Source organism: Comamonas sp. E6 (genome assembly GCF_001010305.1).
Classification (GTDB): Bacteria; Pseudomonadota; Gammaproteobacteria; order Burkholderiales; family Burkholderiaceae_C; genus Comamonas; species Comamonas thiooxydans.
Genome location: NZ_BBXH01000007.1, coordinates 82,071 through 102,716, shown reverse-complemented (window position 1 = coordinate 102,716; position 20,646 = coordinate 82,071). Strand labels below are relative to the sequence as shown.

The following is a 20,646-nucleotide window of genomic DNA, read 5'->3' as shown; positions in this document are numbered from 1 at the left end:
GCAGGGGAGCAAAGCATGCAGGACATGAACCAGGACATCCGGGTGCCGCTGGAGCAGGTGGCGCATACGCGCTCGGGCGACAAGGGCAATACTTCCAACATCGCGGTGTTTGCCTACGAGCCCGAGCTCTATGCGCTGCTCAAGCAGCAACTGAGCGCCGAACGCTTCAAGGCCTTCCATGGCCGGGTCATCACCGGCGAGGTGCTGCGCTACGAGGCCGATAACCTGCACGCGCTGAACTTCGTGGCGCACGGTGCGCTGGGCGGCGGCGTCTCGCGCAGCCTGTCGGTGGACAACTACGGCAAGGCGCTGTCGGCGGCCATCTTGGGCTTCGAACTGCTCGTGCCCGCAGTGCTGGCGCCGCTGCTGCGCCGCCGTGCGCCGGGCTGAACTGGCGCCGACATCCAGTACGGGCATCCGCCGCATATTCCATAAAACTCCACCAGGAGACACCGCAATGACCTTGCATCTGTTTCGCGCCGCCGCGCTGGCCATGGTGGCCTGCGCGGGCGTGGCCCTCGCGCAGGCCACGGCCTATCCCGCCAAGCCCGTTCGCATCATCGTGCCCTATCCGGCAGGAGGCACCACGGACATCATCGCACGGCTGGCGGCGGCCCAGCTGTCCGAGCGGCTGCGCCAGCCCTTCGTCGTCGAAAACCGGGCCGGCGCCAGCGGTGCCATAGGCTCGGTGGCCGTGGCCCAGGCAGCCGCCGACGGCTATACCCTGGTCATGGGAACGGCCAGCTCGCACGGCATCAACTCGGCGCTGCAGAAGAACCTGCCCTATGACGCCGTCAAGGACTTCGCGCCCGTTACCGTGGTGGCCAGCACGCCCAATATCATCGTGGTCCATCCCAGCGTCCCCGCGCGCACCCTGGGCGAGTTGCTGGCGCTGGCCAAGGCCAGGCCCGGGCAGATCAACTTCGGCTCGACCAGCCCCGGCGGCTCTCCGCACATGAGCGCCGAGCTGCTCAAGATGATGGCGGGCGTGGACATGACCCATGTGCCTTACAAGGGCGCATCGCCCATGCTCACCGATCTCATGGGCGGGCAGATACAGGCAGGCTTCGACAACCTGCCGTCCACCATCGCCTTCGTGCGCAGCGGCAAGCTGCGGGCGTTGGCTGTGACCACGACGCAGCGCTGGCCCGGGGCGGCAGACATTCCCTCCGTCGCCGAAAGCGTGCCTGGCTACGAGGTCTCGGGCTGGTTCGGCCTGCTGGCTCCGGCGGGAACGCCCAAGGCGGTGCTCGAGACGCTGCAGACCGCAGTCGCCCAGGCCGTGCGGGACCCTGAGGTGACCCGGCAGCTGCGCAGCCTGGGCGCCGAGCCCGTGGCCAGCAGGCCCGAGGCCTTCGCGCAGCAGATCCGCGCCGACGTGGACAAATGGCGCGGCGTGGTTAAGGCCACGGGCGTGACACTGGAATAGCCCGAGTCACCGACAATGGCAGCTTTGCGCGGTGCCGGACTCGGGGTCAGACACCGCACCACTCGAAATCCATTGTCATGAACATCACCAAAGACACTGCCGTCACCATCAACTACAAGATTCACGAGCTGCTCGCGGGCGGCGTGGCCGTCAAACTGCTGGACAAGGGCGATGTGGCCTATCTGCACGGCGGCTATGACAACATTTTCGCCAAGGTCGAAGCCGCTCTGGACGGCAAGCAAAAAGGCGATACCGTGACCGTGGATCTGGCCGTGGCCGACGCCTTCGGCGAGCGCGACGAAAGCCTCAAGCGCACCATTCCCAAGGGTGAATTCCCTGCTGGCGTGAAGGTGGGCGGCCAGCTGCGCGGCACCAACGACCAGGGCCTGCCCCAGATCTACAACGTGGTGAGGATCAAGGGCCCCGTGGTGCTGCTGGACGGCAACCACCCTCTGGCCGGCTTCGCGCTGCGCTTCAGCGCGGTGGTCAACGAGGTGCGTGCGGCCTCCGAAGAAGAAATTGCCCACAAGCATGTGCACGGCGGCCACGGCCATCACCACTAAAAACATAGCTGTCAGCGCATGCTCATAAAGGATTTCAGAATTATTTCAGGCTGAAATCCTCTTTCTGAAAGCGCAAGCTGCTATCAAAATAAAAAGGCCCCCGGATTTCTGTTCCGGGGGCCTTTTGTCTGCTTGGCACCGATCGCTCAGGCGGTCAGGCGATCCAGCGCTTCGCGGTACTTGGCCGCCGTCCTGTCGATCACCTCCTTGGGCAGGCGGGGCGCAGGAGCCTTCTTGTCCCAGGCCTTGCCGTTGACCTGGGCCTGCTCCAGCCAGTCACGCACGAACTGCTTGTCGTAGCTGGGAGGGTTCTCGCCCTTGGCCAGCGCGTCCTCGTAGCCTTCCACGGGCCAGTAGCGCGAGCTGTCGGGGGTCAGCACCTCGTCCATCAGCACCAGGGTGCCGTCTTCGGTCAGGCCGAACTCGAACTTGGTGTCGGCAATGATCATGCCCTTGGTCAGCGCGATCTCGGCCGCTTCCTTGTAGATGCGGATGGCGGTGTCGCGGATCTGGGCCGCGAGCTGCTCGCCCACCATTTCCACGGTGCGCTCGTAGGTGATGTTCTCGTCGTGGTCACCCATTTCGGCCTTGGCCGCGGGGGTGTAAATGGGCTCGGGCAGCTTGGCCGCGTTGGTCAGGCCGGCAGGCAGCTTCACGCCGCAGACCGATTGCGATTCCTGGTATTCCTTCCAGCCGCTGCCGGCCAGATAACCGCGCACCACGGCTTCGATCAGCACGGGCTTGAGGCGCTTGACCAGCATGGAGCGGCCTTCGACCTGTTTGACTTCCTCGGGCTTGACCACGGACTCGGGCGCTTCGCCGGTCAGGTGGTTGGGGCAGATATGGCCCAGCTTGTCGAACCAGAACAGCGCCATCTGCGTCAGCAGCACGCCCTTGCCGGGAATGGGCTCGCCCATGATCACGTCAAAGGCGGACAGGCGGTCGGAGGCCACCATCAGGATGCGGTCGTCGCCCACGGCGTAGTTGTCGCGGACCTTGCCACGTGCGAGCAGGGGCAGCGAGGCAATGTTGGAGGTATGCAGGGCGGAGGGCTGGGTGGTCATGGTCGAGATAGGGCTGTCAGGCAATTCAGGCGTGCAGTCGGTCAGCAGGCGCCTGAAAGCCCAAGGGGCTGCCAGCGTCGCAGGCCCGAGAGGCGGCTGCGTAAAAACGCGATTTTAATGGCGCAGGCAGGGGTTTGGACGGTCACGGTCTTTGCCAGTGCGCGCCTGCTGCGATCGAGGCCCTGGGGCATGCTGGCGTATCCCTTGCATGCGGGCCAAAGCCACTCATTGTGGCGTCAAAACCGCCTGTCATCAAACCGACAAACAAGGCCCCTGGCGAGCCTGCGCTATCACGGTCATTTCGTTGCCTTTGGCGTGGGGCGGGCGCATAGTGGGTTCACAGCAAAGACGAATGCGCATTCCGAACTGCCAGGCTGCGGCACAGCCATCAGGCGCTGTGAAACCGCAGTGATTTCACCGAGAGCTAAGGAGTGTTTTGTTATGAATTTGACGATTAGCGGGCATCACCTGGAGGTCACTCCCTCGCTGCGCAGCTATGTCATGGCCAAGCTGGAACGCATTCTCAGGCACTTCGATCAGGTTGTGGACGTGAAGGTACTGCTCACAGTCCACAAGCAAAAGGAAAAAGACAAACGACAGCGCGCCGGTTGCACGGTGCGCGTGAAAGGGCAAGACTTGTTCGTAGAGACGCAGCATTTCGACCTCTATGCCGCCGTGGACGCCCTGGCCGACAAACTCGACCGTGTGGTGATGCGCTACAAGACTCGTCAGCAAGGCCCGCGTGCCACAGCCAAGCGACTGGACTCCGGGGGCTTGCAGCTGGCGCAGGTGTCAGCTTGATGAAAGCGAGGCGCAAACCTAGCTTTTGCGCCGGTTTGTTGCAGGGCTGTAGCCTTGTTACAACGCTAAAAGCGCCGCCCTACGGGGCGGTTTTTGATGGTGATCAGGGTTTCCCCACGGTTTTCAGCGCTGCGGTGCATAATTGTTGATCACACCATGAATCGCCTAGCTTCTATCCTTCCCGCCGCTCAAGTGCTTGTGAGCGTTGATGTCACCAGCAAGAAACGCGCTTTCGAGGAAGCGGGTTTGCTCTTTGAGAGCTTGCATGGTCTGTCTCGTGCCCTGATCACCGATAGCCTGTTCGCACGCGAACGCCTGGGCTCTACCGGTCTGGGGCATGGAGTTGCCATTCCCCATGGCCGCATCAAGGGCCTGACGGCTCCCATGGCGGCAGTGTTCCAGCTGGCCAACCCCATCGGCTTCGATGCGCCCGATGAACAGCCGGTCGGCCTGCTGATCTTTTTGCTGGTGCCCGAGGCGGCGACGCAAAAGCACCTGGAAATCCTCTCCGAGATCGCCGAGCTGCTCAGCGACAGCCAGTTGCGCGAGCGTCTGAAGTCGTCCACCGATGCGCAGCAGCTGCACGGCATGATCGACAGCTGGCAGTCCTCAATCACCTCCCAGGCCTGAGTCCTGGCCCTTCTTTTTGACTGACAGGGCCTTGCCATGAGACCCAGCGCCATCAGTGCCGACGTACTGTTCGAGGCATTTCGCAACTCCAGCCTGCGCTGGCAGTGGGTAGCGGGGCTGGGTGCCTCCGAGCGCCGCTTTGACGAGATGGCCGTGCGCTCGGCCCGCTCGGGTGCCGATCTGGTCGGCTACCTCAACTACATTCACCCCTACCGCCTGCAGGTGCTGGGCGAGCGTGAAATCGCCTATCTGACCAATGCCACCTCGCAGGACTGCCTGCGCCGCATTGCCCGCATCGTCACGCTGGAGCCGCCGGTGCTGGTGCTGGCCGATGGCCAGGACGCTCCCGACGAGCTGATCTCCATGTGCGAGCGCGCGCATATCCCGCTGTTCTCCACCAAGGAGCAGTCGGCCTTTGTCATCGACGTGCTGCGTGCCTATCTGTCCAAGCATTTCGCCGATCGCATCACCATGCACGGCGTGTTTATGGATATTTTGGGCATGGGGGTGCTGATCACGGGTGAATCGGGCCTGGGCAAGAGCGAGCTGGGGCTGGAGCTGGTCACGCGCGGCAACGGTCTGGTTGCCGACGATGCGGTGGACCTGTACCGCATCAACCAGACCACGGTCGAAGGCAAATGCCCCGAGCTGCTGCAGAACCTGCTTGAAGTGCGCGGCATCGGCCTGCTCGATATTCGCTCCATCTTTGGCGAGACGGCAGTGCGCCGCAAGATGCGGCTCAAGCTCATCGTGCACCTGGTGCGCAAGGAAACCATGGAGCGCGAATACGAGCGCCTGCCCGCCGAGCCGCTGACCCAGGATGTGCTGGGCGTGCCCGTGCGCAAGGTGGTGATCCAGGTGGTGGCGGGCCGAAACATCGCCGTGCTGGTGGAAGCCGCAGTGCGCAATGCCATTTTGCAGCTGCGCGGCATCGACACCTACCAGGAATTCGTGATGCGCCACCGCCGCGCCATGGAAAGCGGCGAGTCGTTCTAGACCAGCTGCAGCCTGCCTGGCTGGGACGTCGGAAAGATCTGCTGCAGCTGCGCTGCGTTCAAGCCGTACATGCGCGCAAACAGGCCGCCGAGCAGGGAGCGGTATTCGTTGAGCACGGGGTAGTCGCGGTTCTGGAACAGCGCTTTTTCGGTGACTTCGATCTGCTCGCCCAGCACCTTGCCGCCGGCCTGGGCCGAGAGGCCGCCGCCGAGAAACCAGTAAGCCGTGCCATGGCCGTGGTCCGTGCCCTTGTTGCCGTTTTCGCGGAAGGTGCGCCCGAACTCGCTGATCACCGCCACCACGGTATGGCGCCAGGTTTCGGCTCCCATGGCCTCGGCGAAAGTCGCCAGGCCCTGGCTCAGGTCGCCGAGCCGGTTGGCCAGATTGCCGCTGGCGGCGCCCTGGTTGACATGGGTGTCCCAGCCTCCGATATCGACAAAGCCCAGGTCGAACTGCTCGCGCATCAGATGCGCCATGCGCTGGGCTACCAGGCTGAAGCCCTTGGCACTGATGGCATTGCGCCCGGCCTGGTCCATTTCCTCCTGCATGCTGCGCTGCACGGCACGCTGTACCGCAAAGCCTTCGCGAACCGGCGTCTCCAGTGCCGAGCCCTGATACATGGAGGCAATGATCTGGCTGCGCTGCTCATCCACGGCCGTCTTGCGCACGGAGGCCAGCGCCATGTTCGCCACCTGGGCGCTGCCGCGCAGGCATAGAGGCAGCTGGGCGGTGAAGGCCATGGGGCTGAGGCTGAGCCGGCTCTGGCTGTCGGCCTGCAGCACCCGGGTCAGCCGGTTCAGAAAGCCGCTCTGATAGCTTTTCCCGCCTTCCTGGGGCTGGCCCAGCTCGATCGAGTCCTGGGTTTCGAAATGGCTGCGCGAGAGGTCGTGGCTGCCTGCAAACGGCACAAAACAGGCCTGGCCCTGCTCGTACAGCGGCAGCAGACTGCTTTGCAGCGCGGGATGCAGTCCCCATTGAGAGCTCAGGGCCAGAGCCCCGTCGGCCGATCCCGAGCGGGCAATGGCGATGCTGGGCCTGGCCTGATAGTAGAAGTCGCTATGGGTTGGCACCAGCAGGCTGTTGCTGTCGTAGGCGCCGCGCAGGAAGACCAGCAGAAAACGGGGCGAGCCGCTTTGCAAGGGGGCGGCCAGGCCTTGGCCCAGCTGGCAGAACAGCGGCAGGGCAGCGCCGAGGCTGAGAAATTGACGTCTTTGCATGGCTGCCCTCCTTAGCGGTACATCATTTCGGGGGCAGAGAGGAAAAAGCTGTTCCAGTCCGCCGGGTTCCTGGTCTGGGCCAGTGCGGCGCGTGTGGCGGCACCCAATGCCGGCACGCGAGCCTGGACGCTGCTGCGCTTGTCCAGGTCGGGATAGGGAGGCTTCTCCAGCGGCTGCTGCGCGCTGCTGCGGAACAGCAGCCCGCCGCGACTGCCAATCTGCCTTGCGACCTCGAAGCGGGCATTCATCTGGCCGGAGCTGGACCAGTCCGACTGCGTCACGGGGTAGCCGTCGGGAGTTTCGTGGCCGTACAGCGGCTGGCCCAACTGATTGAGCCAGTTCTGTACCGGTGACACGTCGCTGGCCACGCGCTGGTCATAGGCCAGGCGTGTGGCGCCCAGCACATAGTGGACCGGGTCCTTGAAGCCCTGGCCGAACTGCTGAGCCTGCGGGTCGCTCAGCAGGGCCGCCAGCGTGGCGGCAATATCGCCATGGCTGCGCTCGAAGGCCTGGGCCGTGCGCTCGACCACGGCCTGGGGCGGCTTGTCGCCGAGAAAATAGACGCAGAGCTTGCGTGCTATGAAGCGCGCAGTGACGGGCGAGGCCACGATGCGGTCTACCGCCTCATTGACCTGGGCCAGTCCGCTTTTTTCCAGCGGCCTGCCGAGCAAGACCTGGGGCGTGTAGTCGTGGCGATTGGGGTTGAATTCGAAGAAGCCATGGCGCAGATAGTCGCCCTGGCGTTCGGGGCGCAGCCTGGGTGGTGGGGCATCGGCTTCCCGGGTGGAGAAGCCCACACCGGTCAGCACATGGGCCATGGCCTGCACATCGGCCTGGGTGTAGCCGCTGCCCACGCCCATGGTGTGTAGCTCCAGCAGTTCGCGCGCGTAGTTTTCATTGATGCGCCCGGCGGCATTGCTGGCATTGTCCAGATACAGCAGCATGGCCGGGTGGCGCATGCTGGCAGTCAGCAGCTCGCGGAATTTTCCCAGCGCATGGGGGCGAATGGCCTGCTCCTCGTAGTCGCCCACCCACATGCGCACATCGCCCTTGCGGGTGCTGACGTTGAAGTGATTCATCCAGAACCAGGTCATTTGCTCCTGCAACTGGTGAGGCGAATAAAGCGCGCGCCAGATATGGCGTTTCTGGGCTTCGCCGCCCAGCTGATTGAGCTGGCGTTGCAGCTCGCTGCGCAGTTTGGCGGCTTCCTCGGGATCCTGGCTGTTGCGAATGGCCAGGCGCTGGTCGGCAATTTCGCGCTGGATCTGCGTCATGGGCTTCTGGCTGATGCCCAGGGCATCGATGTGCTGCTGCACCTCGGTCGGCATGGGCGCGGAGGAGGGACTGAGCTGGGCGGCCAGCCAGCGCTTGAGGCCTTGCTGCTGCAGGCGGGCCGCATCATGGTCGGTGGCGCCCCAGGTGACCCGGTCCAGCCATTGCTGGCTTTGCTGCGCGCTGGGCTTGTCGGGCAGGGCGCTGCTGTGCAGCGTCTGCAGCACCTTGGGGCTGGGGCGGCCCGATGAGGGGGCCAGCGGTGCGCAGGCGGTCAAGGCGAGGGCTGCCAGACAGAGCAGGCCCTGGACAGGTGAAAACGGTAGCAGCCGCATGAACCGGGTCTCCTCAAGCGCGGGAATGACTGCAGCATACGCAGTCCGGCTCGATATTGGCTTGAGGCTTGATGGAGCTATGTAAAGAAGTCCTCACCAAATGTAAAAAGGGCAAGACATCTGCATGTCCTGCCCCTGGGTTCACCGTCGCGTTTTGCGTTCTTACTTGGCAGCGCGTGTGGCGCATTCGGCGCACTGGCCGTAGAGCGCCATGGAGTGATCCTGGATCACCCAGCCTTTTTCCTTGGCGATCAGGTTCTGGCGCTTTTCGATTTCGGCGTCATAGAACTCTTCGACCTTGCCGCAGCTGGTGCAGACGAAGTGGTCGTGGTGCTGGCCCTCGTTGAGCTCGTAGACGGCCTTGCCGCTTTCGAAGTTGCTGCGGATCAGGATGCCGGCCTGCTCGAACTGGGTCAGCACGCGGTAAACCGTGGCCAGGCCAATATCCGAGCGCTCGTCCAGGAGCACCCGGAACACGTCTTCGGCCGTCATGTGGCGCTGGGCGCCCTTCTGGAAGATTTCCAGGATTTTCAGACGCGGCAAAGTGGCTTTGAGGCCCGTGCTTTTGAGTTCATCAATATTTTTCATGTCGGCTCTCTTGGTGGACTACGGGCACATGGAAGGCTGGACTCACTTGTTTAAGGAGAAGCTTTACACGCAGATAAAGGGAATCTCCAAGTGTCTCCGGGGCCTGCCGCTACAATGAACCCGATCATATCCCTATGCCATTACCCATGCATGTTCAAGCCCGTAGCCGCGCAGGTCTGGCCCTGACGTTGGCAATCGCAGCGGCACTGGCCGGCTGCAACAGTATCGATGGCGCCGCGCACCGTGTCGCCAATGCCGTCACTCCTTACAAGATTGATGTCGTGCAGGGCAACTTCGTGTCCAAGGAACAGGTCGAGGCCTTGCAGCCCGGCATGAGCCGTCAGCAGATTCGCGACATTCTGGGCACACCCCTCGTGACCAGCGTGTTCCACGGCGATCGCTGGGAATACGTGTTCACCATCAATCGCCCCGGCGTGGAGTCGCAGATCCGCAAGCTCACCGTCTTCTTCAATGGCGACGCCTTTGCGCGCGCCGAGGGTGACGAGATGCCTTCCGAGTCCGAGTTCGTGGCCAGCCTCAAAGGCATGAAGGGCACGCCCAAGGTTCCGCAGCTGGAAGCCAGCGAAGCCCAGCTGGCCAAATACCCTGCACGCAATAACGCCGAAGCCGAGCAGGCTGCGGCCAATCTGCCGCCCGCCGCCACCAGCTATCCATCGCTGGAATCGCGTTAAGCATCAGAACAGGCTGTTCCCCGCTTGCAGAAAGCGGTGGATGCTCTCTTTTTGTGACGGCGTGGATGTGATCCTGCCGTCTTTCATTTGATCGAGTGATAGCGCCATGACCGCATCCACCACCCATTCCTCCACCCCTCAGCGCGTTGCTGTGGCGGGTGCCTCCGGCCGCATGGGCCATATGCTGATCGAAGCGATTCTGAACAGCAGCGACTGCGTGCTGGCTGCGGCACTGGACCGCGCCGACAGCCCTGCCATCGGCACCGATCCTTCTGCATTCCTGGGTAAGCCCAGCGGGCTGAAGATCGAAAGCGATGTGCGCGCAGCCCTGTCGAAGGCCGACTGCCTGATCGACTTCACGCGCCCCGAAGGCACGATGGAGCACCTGGCCGTGGCGGCCGATCTGGGCGTGGGCGTGGTCATCGGCACCACAGGCTTTTCGGATGAGCAAAAGACGCAGATCGCCGAGTTTGCCCAAAAAACTTCCATCGTTTTCGCCCCCAATATGAGCGTGGGCGTGAACGTGACCTTCAAGCTGCTGGAGATGGCGGCCAAGGCCCTGCAGCAAGGCGGCTACGACATCGAGATCGTCGAAGCCCACCACAAGCACAAGGTCGACGCACCCTCGGGCACGGCCCTGAAAATGGGCGAGGTAATTGCCGAAGCCCAGGGTACCAAGCTGGCCGACCGCGCCGTGTATGAGCGCTTCGGCCACACCGGCGAGCGCAAGGCCGACACCATTGGCTTTGCCACCGTGCGCGGCGGCGATATCGTGGGTGATCACACCGTGCTGTTTGCCGGTACCGGCGAGCGCATCGAGATCGCGCACAAATCCAGCAGCCGTGCCGGCTATGCCAACGGCAGCCTGCGCGCCGTGGCCTATCTGGCCGACAAAAAGACCGGCCAGTACGATATGTACGATGTGCTGAATCTGCGCTGACCGCGCAATTTGCAAAGGGGCCGTGACGGCCCCTTGCTATTTCTGGGAGCGAGGTGAGCGATGTCTGCAGGAATGTGGCAATGGCTGGCAGAGGGCGATGCGGTCACATGGGCGACGGCGGCCTTGATGCTGCTGATGTCCGTGCTCAGCTGGGTGGTCATCCTCTACAAGCTCTGGTTTATGGCTGTTGCGCGCCGCAGCGTGCCGCAGGCCGTGGCCGCGTTCTGGCAAATGCCCGATCTGGTCCAGGCTAGGGCGCAGGTCAAGGCGCTGGATAGACAGGGGCTGGTGCAGGCCATGGCCGATGCCGTGGCGCAGGGCGGAATGGCTGCGCAAGGCTCTCTGGCACAAAGCGCGGCGCAGGGGCAGCGGCTGTTGCGCAGCCTGCGTGAGGCTCTGGGTCAGGCATCGACCCAGTTGCAATGGGGTCAGACCTTGCTCGCCACCATTGGTGCAACGGCACCGTTTGTGGGCCTGTTGGGTACGGTCTGGGGCATTCATCATGCACTGGGAACGCTGGCGGGCAGCGGTCAGGTTGATATCGCTCAGCTTGCCGGGCCTGTGGGTGAAGCTCTGGTCATGACGGCCGCCGGTCTGGCTGTCGCTTTGCCGGCCGTGCTGGCCTATAACCTGCTCGGGCGTTCGGCCAGCCAGCTGGAGGCTGTGCTGGAGGGGTTTGCCCATGATCTGCATGCCCAGTTCGGAGTGGATGCTTCATAAAGGATGGCGTCATGGCATTCGGTCGCATGAGCCGCCGTCAGGGGGCGGAAACTCCGATCAACACCATCAATGTCACGCCGCTGGTGGATGTGATGCTGGTGCTGGTGGTGATCTTCATTCTGGCTGCTCCCATGCTGGCTGCCACTTTGCGCGTGCAACTGCCCAAGGCGCAAACAGCAGTGCAGCAGACTGCCGTGAGCAAGAGCGATGCCTTGATGGTGGAGGTCAGCCCCGCCGGCGAAATCTGGATTCAGGGAGTCGTGGCGGACGATGCGGCAGTGCAGCAGCAACTGGAAGAGCTGGGGCGGCGCAATCCTCAGGCCGAGGTGCAGTTGCGTGCCGACACCAGCGTTCCCTATGGTCGCGTGGTGCAGGTCATGGGCTGGGCCCACGCAGCAGGCCTGACGCGCATCGGCTTTGTCGCGGAGCCTGAATCGAAGGCTGGCATTAACTGACGGCCCGAGGCGTAAAAACGCTTACTTTTTGCAAATTACCGGTCGGCACTTTTTGCTTTGGCTCAAGGGCAAAGCTCATAGAACCTACCCTTGTTGCTATCTCTTTCAAATCCGGGAGAAGCTGCCTCCACAATGGTCAAAGCCCCTGTCCTTTGCTGGCGTAACAAGCCCCGATGGGCAGAACAAGGTTCTGGCGTTACGATGTTTTCGCCTGCCTTTATGGCACCCCTACAGATTTCGCCGCAGCGGTTGCGGCATTTGGTGACTAGGAGGATTTGCATGCAAGTACAGGTTCATGCCGACGATTCCATCCAGGGTGGAGAGTCTCTGGCTCAATGGGCGCAGGAGGAGATCAATGCCAAGCTGGCCCGCCTGAAGGAGTATGTGGTGCGTGTGGAGGTCTTCCTCACGGGCGTTGATGCCCTCAAGACCACGGGCGGCCCAGGCAAACGCTGTGTGCTCGAAACCCGGGCCACAGGTCGCCCCCCCATCGCAGTGAATGCGGAAGCCGAAAAGGTCAAGGAGGCCTTCAGCGCGGCGATTGAAAAGCTCAAACGCGCGGTGGAGACCGATCTTGGCAAGCTCAAGGACAAAAATCTTCGTGAAAGCGTGCGCGGCGTGGATGACCCCAGTGACGAGAATGCCGCAGTGGCTTGAATATGAAGCGTTTTTGGCTTCCTGACCTTTGAATATAGGCACAGCAAGCTATTAAAAGCATATCAACCAAAAAGGGCATGTTCATGGCGAACATGCCCCTTTTGCATTGTCGATAAAGAGTGCGCTTATGCAGCGGTCAATGCGCCGGCCTGGGTCAGCTTGTCGGCGACCAGCAGCTTGTTCATTTCGGTCCGGCTCATGATGCCCAGTTCTTCCGCCACCACGGCAATCTGCTTGCCGTTGGCAATGGCGGTCTTGGCAATTTTGGCGGCCTTTTCGTAGCCGATCAGAGGGTTCAGCGCCGTCACCAGCGTCACCGACTCGGCAATCCGGGAATCCAGCAGCGCTTCATTGGCCACAATGCCCTCCACGCAGTTGACTTGCAGCGTCTTGCAGGCGCTGCTCAGGTGGCTCAGGCTTTTATGCAGAGCCCAGGCCATCAGCGGCTCGAAGGCGTTGAGCTGCAACTGGCCGGCTTCCACGGCCATGGTGATGGCGGCATCGTTGCCTATCACTTCAAAGCAGACCTGGTTCATTACCTCGGGAATCACGGGATTCACCTTGCCGGGCATGATGGATGAGCCGGCCTGGCGCGCCGGCAGCTTGATGTCTGCCACTCCTGCTTGAGGGCCCGAGGAGAGCAGGCGCAGGTCATTGCTGATCTTGGATAGCTTGACTGCAACACGCTTCAAGATGCCGGAAATGTCGGCAAAGGCGCCGGTATCTCCCGTGGCGGCGATCAGATCTCCGGCTTTGACGACGGGGACGCCAGAGATTTCTGCCAAGGCCTTGGTCACGGCGCCGGCGTAGCCTACGGGAGCGTTGATGCCGGTGCCGATGGCCGTGCCACCCATATTCACCTCGGTCATCAGATAGGCGGATTCGCGCAGACGCTTTTCATCGTCGGCGATCATGGCTGCAAAAGCGGAAAACTCCTGGCCCAAAGTCATGGGCACGGCATCTTGTAATTGTGTGCGGCCGATTTTCAGGATATGGGCGAATTCGCCGGCCTTTGCTTCGAAAGCAGAGCGCAACTCGGCCAGGGCGATCAACAGCTTCTGGATGCCAGCGTAGGTGGCAAGCTTGACGGCTGTGGGGTAGGAGTCGTTGGTGGACTGCGAAGCATTGACATGATCATTGGGGTGGATCACGTCGTAAGTGCCTTTGGGCAATCCCAGGTGCTCGAGTGCACGGTTGGCGATCACCTCATTGGCGTTCATATTCGTGGAGGTGCCGGCGCCGCCCTGGATCACATCGACCACAAACTGCTCGTGCAGCTGGCCGGAAATCAGATCATCGCAGGCTTGGGAGATGGCGGTGGCTTGTTTGAGATTGATGGCGCCAAACTGCAGATTGGCCTGGGCCGCGGCCTTTTTGACAAAGGCAAACGCGCGGATCAGCTCGGGCATGTGCGCGACCGAGTGACCGGTGATGGGGAAGTTTTCCACTGCGCGTGCGGAATGAACGCCCCAGTACGCGTCGGGAGGGATGGTTTTGATGCCAATGAAGTCATGTTCTTGACGCATTGATCGGCTTTCTTTGCAAAGTTGAGTTGGGCAGGACGTGGCAACGCCCCGGACGAAAAGCGGCGGTCGCATTCTCGTGGCCAGGGCGTTGGCTCGATTATGAAAGCTTGGCGTGCATGAGTCCAAACGTTTCATGCATAACGTCCGGATTACCTTCTCTTGAATAGAGTGCGTTGCCTCTAAAAGCTTTCAAAATCCATCAAAACTTGCAAAGATGCTTTTATTTTTCTTTTTGAAAAATTCAATTCGCACCAATTTGGTGCGAATTGAATAAGCGCCGGCAGGATTATCTGGAGGCGCGCAGGCTGACACCAGCCAGCGAGGGAGAGTGCAGCGACTTCAGAGGCGAAGCCACTGGCTTGCCAAAACGGCGTGGCTGGCCGTTGACGAGTTCCGCATCGGTGGCAGCCTCTGCCTCCCATTGCTGCCGGGCCTGTTGCATCTCTTCGGTGGTGCGGGCCACAAAGTTCCACCACAGCAAGATGGCTTCATCCATGGGTTCGCCCCCGATGATGATGAGGCGGCTGCCGGGCGTGCATTCCAGCTGCACTTCCTGCGTGCCCACGGGCAGGTAGATCAGCTCCTGCGAGGGCAACACCTGGCCTTCAACCTTCACCTCGCCTGACAGGCTCATCACCGCATGCTCGAAGTCGGCGCGCAGCGGCATGGTGGCGCACGCTTGGCCAGCCGTGCCGCAGGCCAGAAGGTCCACGCCCATCAGCGGGGAGTGGACTTCTGCGGGGGCCGCCAGACCGAGGGCTTCACCGGCCAGCACGGTCACGGCAAAGTCGCCGATCTCGGTCCTGGGCAGGTCGGGGTAATGTTGGAAGCGGGGCGCGATATGGCGATGGCTGTCGGGCAGGGCAATCCACAACTGGGCTGCATGCACGCCCAGTGTCTGGGCTTCTTCGGAGTGGGCAATGCCGTGGCCGGCCGTCATCAGATTGACCTGGCCGGGGCGGATGATCTGCTCGCTGCCCAGGCTGTCGCGGTGCAGTACCTCTCCCTCGATCATCCAGGTGAAAGTCTGCAGGCCGATGTGAGGATGGGGCCCGACCTGCATGCCGGGTGGAGGGGGGACGGCCGGGCCGGCGTGGTCGAGGAAGCACCAGGCCCCTACTTTGCGCAGCGCGGCCTGAGGAATGGCTCGGTGGATGGGGATGCCGCCGACATCGGCTATACGGGTGGGCAGACGTTGTAAGTTCTTTGATTCACTCATGACAAATCCTGACGGCGAGGGGATTCGAGTGTCAGGGATATGCGGTATTCGCGCAATCAGACGGCAGAATGCAGCAACGCCTTGCACGCAGTTACATCACTGTGAGGATTCAGCCAATAGGCTGACACGGGCTCCGCCAGGAGTCGGCTAAGTTAAAGGCGTAGGCCGCTAGCAGTGGCTTTCACGTTGTGCAATTCGTGCGCAGCGACCTAACAACTGCAGGAGGAATAAACATGAACGAACACAGCACTCAAGGCAACCAGATCTCGGCAGTCGAGATCCAGCTGTATCCCGAGCACTTTGCCGCTCGCGTCACAGGCAAGGTGGAGCATCGTGTCGGAGATGGTCCGTCCGAGCAGATTCCCATGGGCATAGAGATGAAGGTCGATACCGCCATCGCAAGCTATGTGCTGTCCTGGGTTGACCCAGAGGACCAGCAACCCGAAACCGCATCTCTGGCCAAACGTGAGTTCGAACACTATGTGGAAGTGGGTGCGCTGGAAGTGACGGTGTAATCAAGTTACACACAACAGCGACCAAAGCCCTGCCGGTGACTGCAGGGCTTTTTTTGTCGCCAGGCAGTTCCCAAGATGAAGGCGGCCCTCCCTAAGGAGGCGAGCACCACGCGGTGGGGGCGTGAGGTGCCTTTTTTCATGCCTGTGCGGCTTCGGTCAAGGCGGTGGGGATGGAAACCTTGCCTTCGAGCAGCTTGTGCACGGGGCAGGCATTGGCAATCTGCAGCAGGCGCTGGCGCTGCTCGTCATCGAGCTCGCCATGCAAGGTGATGCTGCGCGTGATCTGGTTGGCGTCCGCGGGCTTGCCTTCGGGGTTGAGCTGCAGATCCACATCGACATGGCTTAGCGGCCACTGCTTGCGACCCGCGTACATATGCAGGGTGATGGCCGTGCAGGCTCCCAGGGCCGAGAGCATGAGCTGCATGGGGTTGGGCGCGGTGTCGGCGCCGCCATCATTCACGGGTTCATCGGCATGCCAGACATGGCCTTGGGCATCGGTCAGAGTGATGCGGTACGGGGTGGGGCTGCTTTGTGCGTGTGCGCTGTGAATCATTCGCTGCTTCTCCATAAAACCTGGGCCACTTTAAGCGCTGCCTGCAATTCTTGCAGTCATATCCGTTATCGGTTCGATGAGGTTTGGCCAGCCAGCACGGCTGCAAAAGCGTTTGCGGGGTTTCTGGCAAGCGAAAAAAAGCAATATGCCGGCTGTTTATCGGTATTTGGATTCAGGGCGAATTTCTACCGCAGAATTCCGCAATGACCCGATTTCAAAGAAAAATCGGGCAATACCAGAGCGGATTAGGTCACTGCAAGCGGGCTTGCAGATGATTCATCAAACCGAGAGTGGGAGAGCAGACATTGAATTCGATACGTGGTGTTCACCAAAAAGGTGATTCTTCCGAGTGGAAAATCCCTCCGTTCTGGCAAAAGCTCAATAGCTTTTTTCTGTTTCCTCTGCAGACCGAGCCTTTGCTCTATGCCTTGCTGTTGTCGGCATGCAGTTATGGCTTGATGTTCGGGTGGATTGGAGTCTTGTTTGTGGGTCTGGGCTTGATGCTGGCAGTCAGCCGTTATGCATTCAAGGTTTCGGCACTCGCATCTCGTGGAATTACTCATAGCTCCGATTTCCGGTCCAGTCAGGTCGATGAAGACTGGAAATGGCTGCCCTGGAAATTCTTCGGGGTACTCGTCGTTTTCGGGATATTTGTGGGCTTTATGGCGACCCGCAGCCTGACCTTGGGCGTGGTTGCCAATCTGTTGGTGGCCTTCCTGATTCCTGCTACCTGGATGGTGCTGATCAATACCAATAGCCTGAGCTCGGCTGTTAATCCCTTCGAGCTGCTGGCGACGATTTTCGGTATCGGCAAGTCCTATCTGCTGCTGTGCTTTTTTCTGTTTCTGCTGCAGCAGGGCTCGCCCATGGTTCTGGCGATGCTGCTCAAGGTTGCGGCGCCTGGATTGGTGCTGCCCCTGGTGAGCTTTGTGATGATTTATTTCAGCTGGGTGATGGCGGCCATGATCGGCTATGTCATGTACCAGCATCATGCGGCTCTGGATATCGATCCCGTGCAGGCACCCGAGGGGCCTGCGACCGTGCAGATCGACCCTGCGGCCCTGGAGGCCAGGCATCGCGATGCGCTGGTGGCCAGACTGGTGCAGGACAACAAGATGGACGAGGCTGTTAACCAGGCGCGCGAATGGCAGCGGGAGGACTATGAGAGCCTGCCCGATTGCCGCCGTTACTTCCGGGTGCTCAAGCTGACCGAACGCGCGGATGCCCTGGCGGAGCTGGGCCAGCGTTTCATTCCCATGTTGCTCGCCCAGCAGCGCGCCAGCGAGGCCTTGGAAGCCTGGGTGAGCTGCGTCAAGCGCAAGCCGGACTTCAAGCCCGACTCGGCCCAGCTCAGTTACGAGCTGGCACAGCAGGCCTGGAAGGCCGGCAAGCCCAGGTATGTGTTGATCCTGGCCAAGGATTTTGAGAAGCGCTTTGCCGGCAGCACTCTGATCCCGCCCATGCTGGAGCTGGTGGTGCGCGCCTACAAGCAGGGCGTGGAGCAGCCCATGCAGGGGGTGGCCGTTTACATGCGCATGAAGCAGCTCTTTCCCGAGCACGAGAGCACCAAGGAGGCGCAGTGGGTGCTGCGTGATGAGCTGCAGGAGCTGGAAGCCAAGACCTGAGCGCGGCAAGGCGTTGGCTAGCGCTGTTGTGCCAGCCAGCGCGTGAGAGCTTCCTCAGGGGCCGATTGCTGCAGCACAGGCAGCCAGGCTTTGGCCTCCTGCACACGTCCGGCCTGGGCCATACCGTTGACCAGCAGCAGCAAGCTTGCCGGCCATTGGGGATGGTCTGCCAGCTTGTGCAGGGAGCGGCAGAGCTTTTCGGCCTCGGGCAGGGCGCCCAGGCGCACGAAGCTGCGCACCAGTCCATGCATGGTGTCGGCGCTCATGCGCATGCCGGGCTGTGCGCGCTGCTGATAGCTGCGATAGCTGGCCAGCTGCAGCTGGCGTTCGGCGTCCGTGGTGGCCGGCAGCTTGAAGATACGTCGCGCCGCAGCATGAAAGTCCTCGCTGGCGGGTTGATGGCGCGAGCTTTCAAACCAGGCCCGCAGAATGGCCGGGTCCGAGGGGGCCAGGCGTGCCGCTTCGCGCCAGGCCGGAGCGGCGCGGCCAAATTCCAGCGCATAGGTATGGCGCTGGGCCCGGGCCACGGCTTCGGCCAGCGGCCGGGCGGCGGCCAGGGCCTGCTCTTCTTCGTTGACTGGCGCCGCGACGGTCTGCAGACGCATATAGCTCCACATCAGCAGGGCACCCGTCAGCAGACCGCCAAAGTGCGCCATATAGGCCACCTGCTTGCCGCCCAGCAGATGCTGCAGCAACTCCACCCCCATCCAGACCGGCAGCATGATCAGGGCCGGCCAGCTCGCGTAGTTGAAGTAGAACAGCAGCATGTAGAAGAAGCGGATGCGCCGCATGCGGTACATCACCGCATACATGGCCATGAGGGCCGAAATCGCGCCCGATGCCCCCAGGCCGTAACCGCCCATGCCGGCATAGAACATCAGCGCGAACAGCGAGGCGCCGATGCCGCCGATCACGTAAAAGGCCAGATAGGTGAAGGCTCCTAGAGCCAGCTCCAGGGTGAAGCCGAACAGGAACAGAAACACCATATTGCCCAGCAGATGGCTGGTGCTGCCATGCAGAAAGATGGAAGTGAAGGCCTGCAGGGGCTGCCAGCCGGCGCCATGCTCATAGCTCATGGACCATTGCTCGGTAAAGCTGCCGCGCGGTTCATGGGGCGCGAAGGCGGCACGTGCAGCTTGCCACTGCGCATGGCGTGGGTGGCTGGAGGTAATGACCTGGCCGTCCAGCAGGCGCTGACGGAATTTCTTCTCCTGCCACAGCAGTGCATAGAGCTGGGCATAGGCCTTGTGCTGATAGAGCTTTCGCACGGTCTGCAGCGTGTGCTGGTCGAAGCGCTTGCTGCCCTGGGCGGCTTGTTCCTCCAGATAGGTCAGGAACGGTGGCAGCTCCAGCGTCGGCAAGGCGGTCTGGGCATATTGCTGGGCCGCTTTTTCCACGGCATGTTCCTCGGGTGCCTGCCAGCCCCAGAAGATCACGCAGTTGATGATGATGAGCAGCACCGTCATCCAGGGCGGTGAGCGCCAGGAAGGCTTGTTCTCAAGAGGAATCGCAATAAACATGGCGGCCTTGTCCCAGGAAGTGGCAGCGCTTCATACTCTTGGGCGTTGGTGGTGGCTGCGTGTTACAAATGTATCCGAGACATGCTCCGGCCGGCTCCGGTCTTGCGGGACGAAAAAAAGCCAGCATGGCGTCCCATGCTGGCTTTTTGATAGCTTTCAGCGCTTATCTGATAAGCGATTGAGCCTGTTTTGGCATGTAATCGTGAAGATTACTTGGCCACCACGCGCACCATTTCCAGGCACTTGTTGGAATAGCCCCACTCGTTGTCATACCAGGACACGACCTTCACAAAGGTCTTGTCCAGGGCGATACCGGCTTCGGCATCGAACACGGAGGTGCAGGTCTCGCCGCGGAAGTCGGTGGCGACGACCTTGTCTTCGGTGTAACCCAGCACGCCCTTCAGAGCGCCTTGGGACTGGGCCTTCATTTCGGCGCAGATTTCTTCGTAGGTGGCTTCGCTGTTCAGCTCCACGGTCAGGTCAACCACGGACACGTCGGAAGTGGGCACGCGGAAGGACATGCCGGTCAGCTTCTTGTTCAGCTCGGGGATCACCACGCCCACGGCCTTGGCAGCGCCAGTGCTGGAGGGGATGATGTTTTCCAGAATGCCGCGACCGCCGCGCCAGTCCTTGTTGGAAGGGCCGTCCACGGTCTTTTGCGTGGCGGTCGCTGCGTGCACGGTGGTCATCAGGCCGCGCTTGATGCCCCACTTGTCGTTCAGCACCTTGGCCACGGGAGCCAGGCAGTTGGTGGTGCACGAAGCATTGGAGATGATGGCTTCGCCCTTGTAGGTGCCGTGGTTCACGCCGAACACGAACATGGGGGTGTCGTCCTTGGAAGGAGCGGACAGGATGACCTTCTTGGCGCCTGCGTCGATGTGCTTCTGGGCGGTTTCCTTGGTCAGGAACAGGCCGGTGGACTCGATCACGATGTCGGCGCCGACTTCGTTCCACTTCAGGTTCGCGGGATCGCGCTCTTGGGTCAGGCGGATCTTCTTGCCATTGACGACCAGGGTGTTGCCTTCGACAGAAACTTCACCGTCGAAACGACCGTGCACGCTGTCGTACTTCAGCATGTAAGCCAGGTAGTCGGGCTCTAGCAGGTCGTTGATGCCGACGATTTCGATGTCGGAGAAGTTTTGCACTGCGGAGCGCAGCACGTTGCGGCCAATGCGGCCGAAGCCGTTGATACCAACCTTGATCGTCATAGTTGCCTCGTAGATAGTGAGTAATGAAAAACCGGAGCGGATTGTGCCCGGACTCGGCACCCTGGGGCCTGGTCCGGATGGCTGAGGACTGCGGGTGAGCAAACTTCAGCCGGAAAAAAGG

General features: G+C 61.6%; 22 protein-coding genes. 13 read left to right on the top strand and 9 right to left on the bottom strand.

What is annotated here, in order from left to right; all coding sequences use genetic code 11:
- The first annotated feature begins 15 nt into the window (after positions 1-15).
- The 3 genes from CSE6_RS04800 to CSE6_RS04790 all read left to right on the top strand — a co-directional run bounded on the left by CSE6_RS04800 (position 16) and on the right by CSE6_RS04790 (position 1,992).
- Entirely contained in the window at positions 16-390 is a 375-nt protein-coding gene (locus tag CSE6_RS04800) for a hypothetical protein (protein ID WP_034382323.1), read from the top strand.
- A gap of 67 nt (positions 391-457) precedes the next feature.
- Positions 458-1,429 (top strand): tripartite tricarboxylate transporter substrate binding protein, encoded by a 972-nt coding sequence (locus CSE6_RS04795; RefSeq protein ID WP_059439990.1) that lies wholly within the window; start codon positions 458-460, stop codon positions 1,427-1,429.
- Between the two features lie 77 nt (positions 1,430-1,506).
- Positions 1,507-1,992, top strand: a complete 486-nt coding sequence (locus CSE6_RS04790; RefSeq protein WP_059439989.1) for a peptidylprolyl isomerase — start codon at positions 1,507-1,509, stop codon at positions 1,990-1,992.
- Between the two features lie 146 nt (positions 1,993-2,138).
- Here the strand turns inward: CSE6_RS04790 and CSE6_RS04785 are convergent, their stop codons facing one another.
- Positions 2,139-3,056, bottom strand: a complete 918-nt coding sequence (locus CSE6_RS04785; protein WP_003067010.1) for a phosphoribosylaminoimidazolesuccinocarboxamide synthase — start codon at positions 3,054-3,056, stop codon at positions 2,139-2,141.
- A gap of 441 nt (positions 3,057-3,497) precedes the next feature.
- Between CSE6_RS04785 and hpf the strand changes: the two genes are divergently transcribed.
- The 3 genes from hpf to hprK all read left to right on the top strand — a co-directional run bounded on the left by hpf (position 3,498) and on the right by hprK (position 5,483).
- A complete protein-coding gene (hpf, locus tag CSE6_RS04780; RefSeq protein WP_003067012.1) occupies positions 3,498-3,857 on the top strand; it encodes a ribosome hibernation-promoting factor, HPF/YfiA family in 360 nt (119 codons plus the stop codon).
- Between the two features lie 156 nt (positions 3,858-4,013).
- Positions 4,014-4,487, top strand: a complete 474-nt coding sequence (locus CSE6_RS04775; RefSeq protein ID WP_034347954.1) for a PTS sugar transporter subunit IIA — start codon at positions 4,014-4,016, stop codon at positions 4,485-4,487.
- Between the two features lie 36 nt (positions 4,488-4,523).
- Positions 4,524-5,483, top strand: coding sequence for an HPr(Ser) kinase/phosphatase (gene hprK / locus CSE6_RS04770; RefSeq protein ID WP_034350896.1), 960 nt, complete (start codon positions 4,524-4,526; stop codon positions 5,481-5,483).
- On the opposite strand, the gene CSE6_RS04765 is transcribed toward hprK, so the two are convergent.
- The 3 genes from CSE6_RS04765 to fur form a co-directional block, all read right to left on the bottom strand.
- Positions 5,480-6,700 carry a DUF1501 domain-containing protein gene (locus CSE6_RS04765; RefSeq protein ID WP_059439988.1) on the bottom strand — a complete coding sequence of 407 codons (1,221 nt, stop codon included), beginning with the start codon at positions 6,698-6,700 and terminating at the stop codon, positions 5,480-5,482. The two genes, hprK and CSE6_RS04765, sit on opposite strands and share 4 nt — an antisense overlap.
- An 11-nt stretch (positions 6,701-6,711) precedes the next feature.
- Positions 6,712-8,307: a DUF1800 domain-containing protein gene (locus CSE6_RS04760; protein ID WP_059439987.1), complete on the bottom strand. Its 1,596-nt coding sequence runs from the start codon at positions 8,305-8,307 to the stop codon at positions 6,712-6,714.
- Positions 8,308-8,469: 162 nt separating this feature from the next.
- Positions 8,470-8,895, bottom strand: coding sequence for a ferric iron uptake transcriptional regulator (gene fur, locus CSE6_RS04755; RefSeq protein WP_003060349.1), 426 nt, complete (start codon positions 8,893-8,895; stop codon positions 8,470-8,472).
- Positions 8,896-9,041: 146 nt separating this feature from the next.
- Between fur and CSE6_RS04750 the strand changes: the two genes are divergently transcribed.
- The 5 genes from CSE6_RS04750 to CSE6_RS04730 all read left to right on the top strand — a co-directional run bounded on the left by CSE6_RS04750 (position 9,042) and on the right by CSE6_RS04730 (position 12,359).
- Complete coding sequence (locus CSE6_RS04750; protein WP_034350888.1) at positions 9,042-9,587, top strand: outer membrane protein assembly factor BamE; 546 nt, start codon at positions 9,042-9,044, stop codon at positions 9,585-9,587.
- 106 nt (positions 9,588-9,693) lie between these two features.
- Complete coding sequence (dapB, locus tag CSE6_RS04745) at positions 9,694-10,527, top strand: 4-hydroxy-tetrahydrodipicolinate reductase (protein WP_012840263.1); 834 nt, start codon at positions 9,694-9,696, stop codon at positions 10,525-10,527.
- Between the two features lie 60 nt (positions 10,528-10,587).
- Positions 10,588-11,247 carry a MotA/TolQ/ExbB proton channel family protein gene (locus CSE6_RS04740; protein WP_034350885.1) on the top strand — a complete coding sequence of 220 codons (660 nt, stop codon included), beginning with the start codon at positions 10,588-10,590 and terminating at the stop codon, positions 11,245-11,247.
- Between the two features lie 11 nt (positions 11,248-11,258).
- Positions 11,259-11,702, top strand: a complete 444-nt coding sequence (locus CSE6_RS04735) for a biopolymer transporter ExbD (protein WP_034350882.1) — start codon at positions 11,259-11,261, stop codon at positions 11,700-11,702.
- A gap of 279 nt (positions 11,703-11,981) precedes the next feature.
- The gene (locus CSE6_RS04730; protein ID WP_003060358.1) at positions 11,982-12,359 is read left to right on the top strand and encodes an HPF/RaiA family ribosome-associated protein; all 378 of its coding nucleotides are present in this window, start codon (positions 11,982-11,984) and stop codon (positions 12,357-12,359) included.
- Between the two features lie 125 nt (positions 12,360-12,484).
- Here the strand turns inward: CSE6_RS04730 and CSE6_RS04725 are convergent, their stop codons facing one another.
- Both CSE6_RS04725 and CSE6_RS04720 read right to left on the bottom strand, forming a co-directional pair.
- On the bottom strand, positions 12,485-13,885 hold the full coding sequence (locus tag CSE6_RS04725) for an aspartate ammonia-lyase (RefSeq protein WP_034350879.1): 1,401 nt from the start codon (positions 13,883-13,885) through the stop codon (positions 12,485-12,487).
- A 286-nt stretch (positions 13,886-14,171) separates the two neighbouring features.
- Positions 14,172-15,104: a pirin family protein gene (locus CSE6_RS04720; protein ID WP_034394370.1), complete on the bottom strand. Its 933-nt coding sequence runs from the start codon at positions 15,102-15,104 to the stop codon at positions 14,172-14,174.
- A 233-nt stretch (positions 15,105-15,337) separates the two neighbouring features.
- Here CSE6_RS04720 and CSE6_RS04715 point away from each other — a divergent pair, with 233 nt between their 5' ends.
- Entirely contained in the window at positions 15,338-15,619 is a 282-nt protein-coding gene (locus CSE6_RS04715; protein ID WP_003072434.1) for a hypothetical protein, read from the top strand.
- 136 nt (positions 15,620-15,755) lie between these two features.
- Here the strand turns inward: CSE6_RS04715 and CSE6_RS04710 are convergent, their stop codons facing one another.
- Positions 15,756-16,172, bottom strand: coding sequence for an OsmC family protein (locus CSE6_RS04710; protein WP_012840258.1), 417 nt, complete (start codon positions 16,170-16,172; stop codon positions 15,756-15,758).
- A 305-nt stretch (positions 16,173-16,477) separates the two neighbouring features.
- On the opposite strand from CSE6_RS04710, the gene CSE6_RS04705 reads away from it, so the two are divergent.
- Positions 16,478-17,797, top strand: a complete 1,320-nt coding sequence (locus tag CSE6_RS04705) for a hypothetical protein (RefSeq protein WP_059439986.1) — start codon at positions 16,478-16,480, stop codon at positions 17,795-17,797.
- 17 nt (positions 17,798-17,814) lie between these two features.
- Here CSE6_RS04705 and CSE6_RS04700 read toward each other — a convergent pair whose 3' ends face one another.
- Together CSE6_RS04700 and gap are read right to left on the bottom strand one after the other, a co-directional pair.
- Positions 17,815-19,317, bottom strand: coding sequence for a rhomboid family intramembrane serine protease (locus CSE6_RS04700; protein ID WP_059439985.1), 1,503 nt, complete (start codon positions 19,315-19,317; stop codon positions 17,815-17,817).
- Between the two features lie 209 nt (positions 19,318-19,526).
- On the bottom strand, positions 19,527-20,525 hold the full coding sequence (gene gap, locus CSE6_RS04695; protein WP_003060372.1) for a type I glyceraldehyde-3-phosphate dehydrogenase: 999 nt from the start codon (positions 20,523-20,525) through the stop codon (positions 19,527-19,529).
- Positions 20,526-20,646 lie beyond the last annotated feature (121 nt).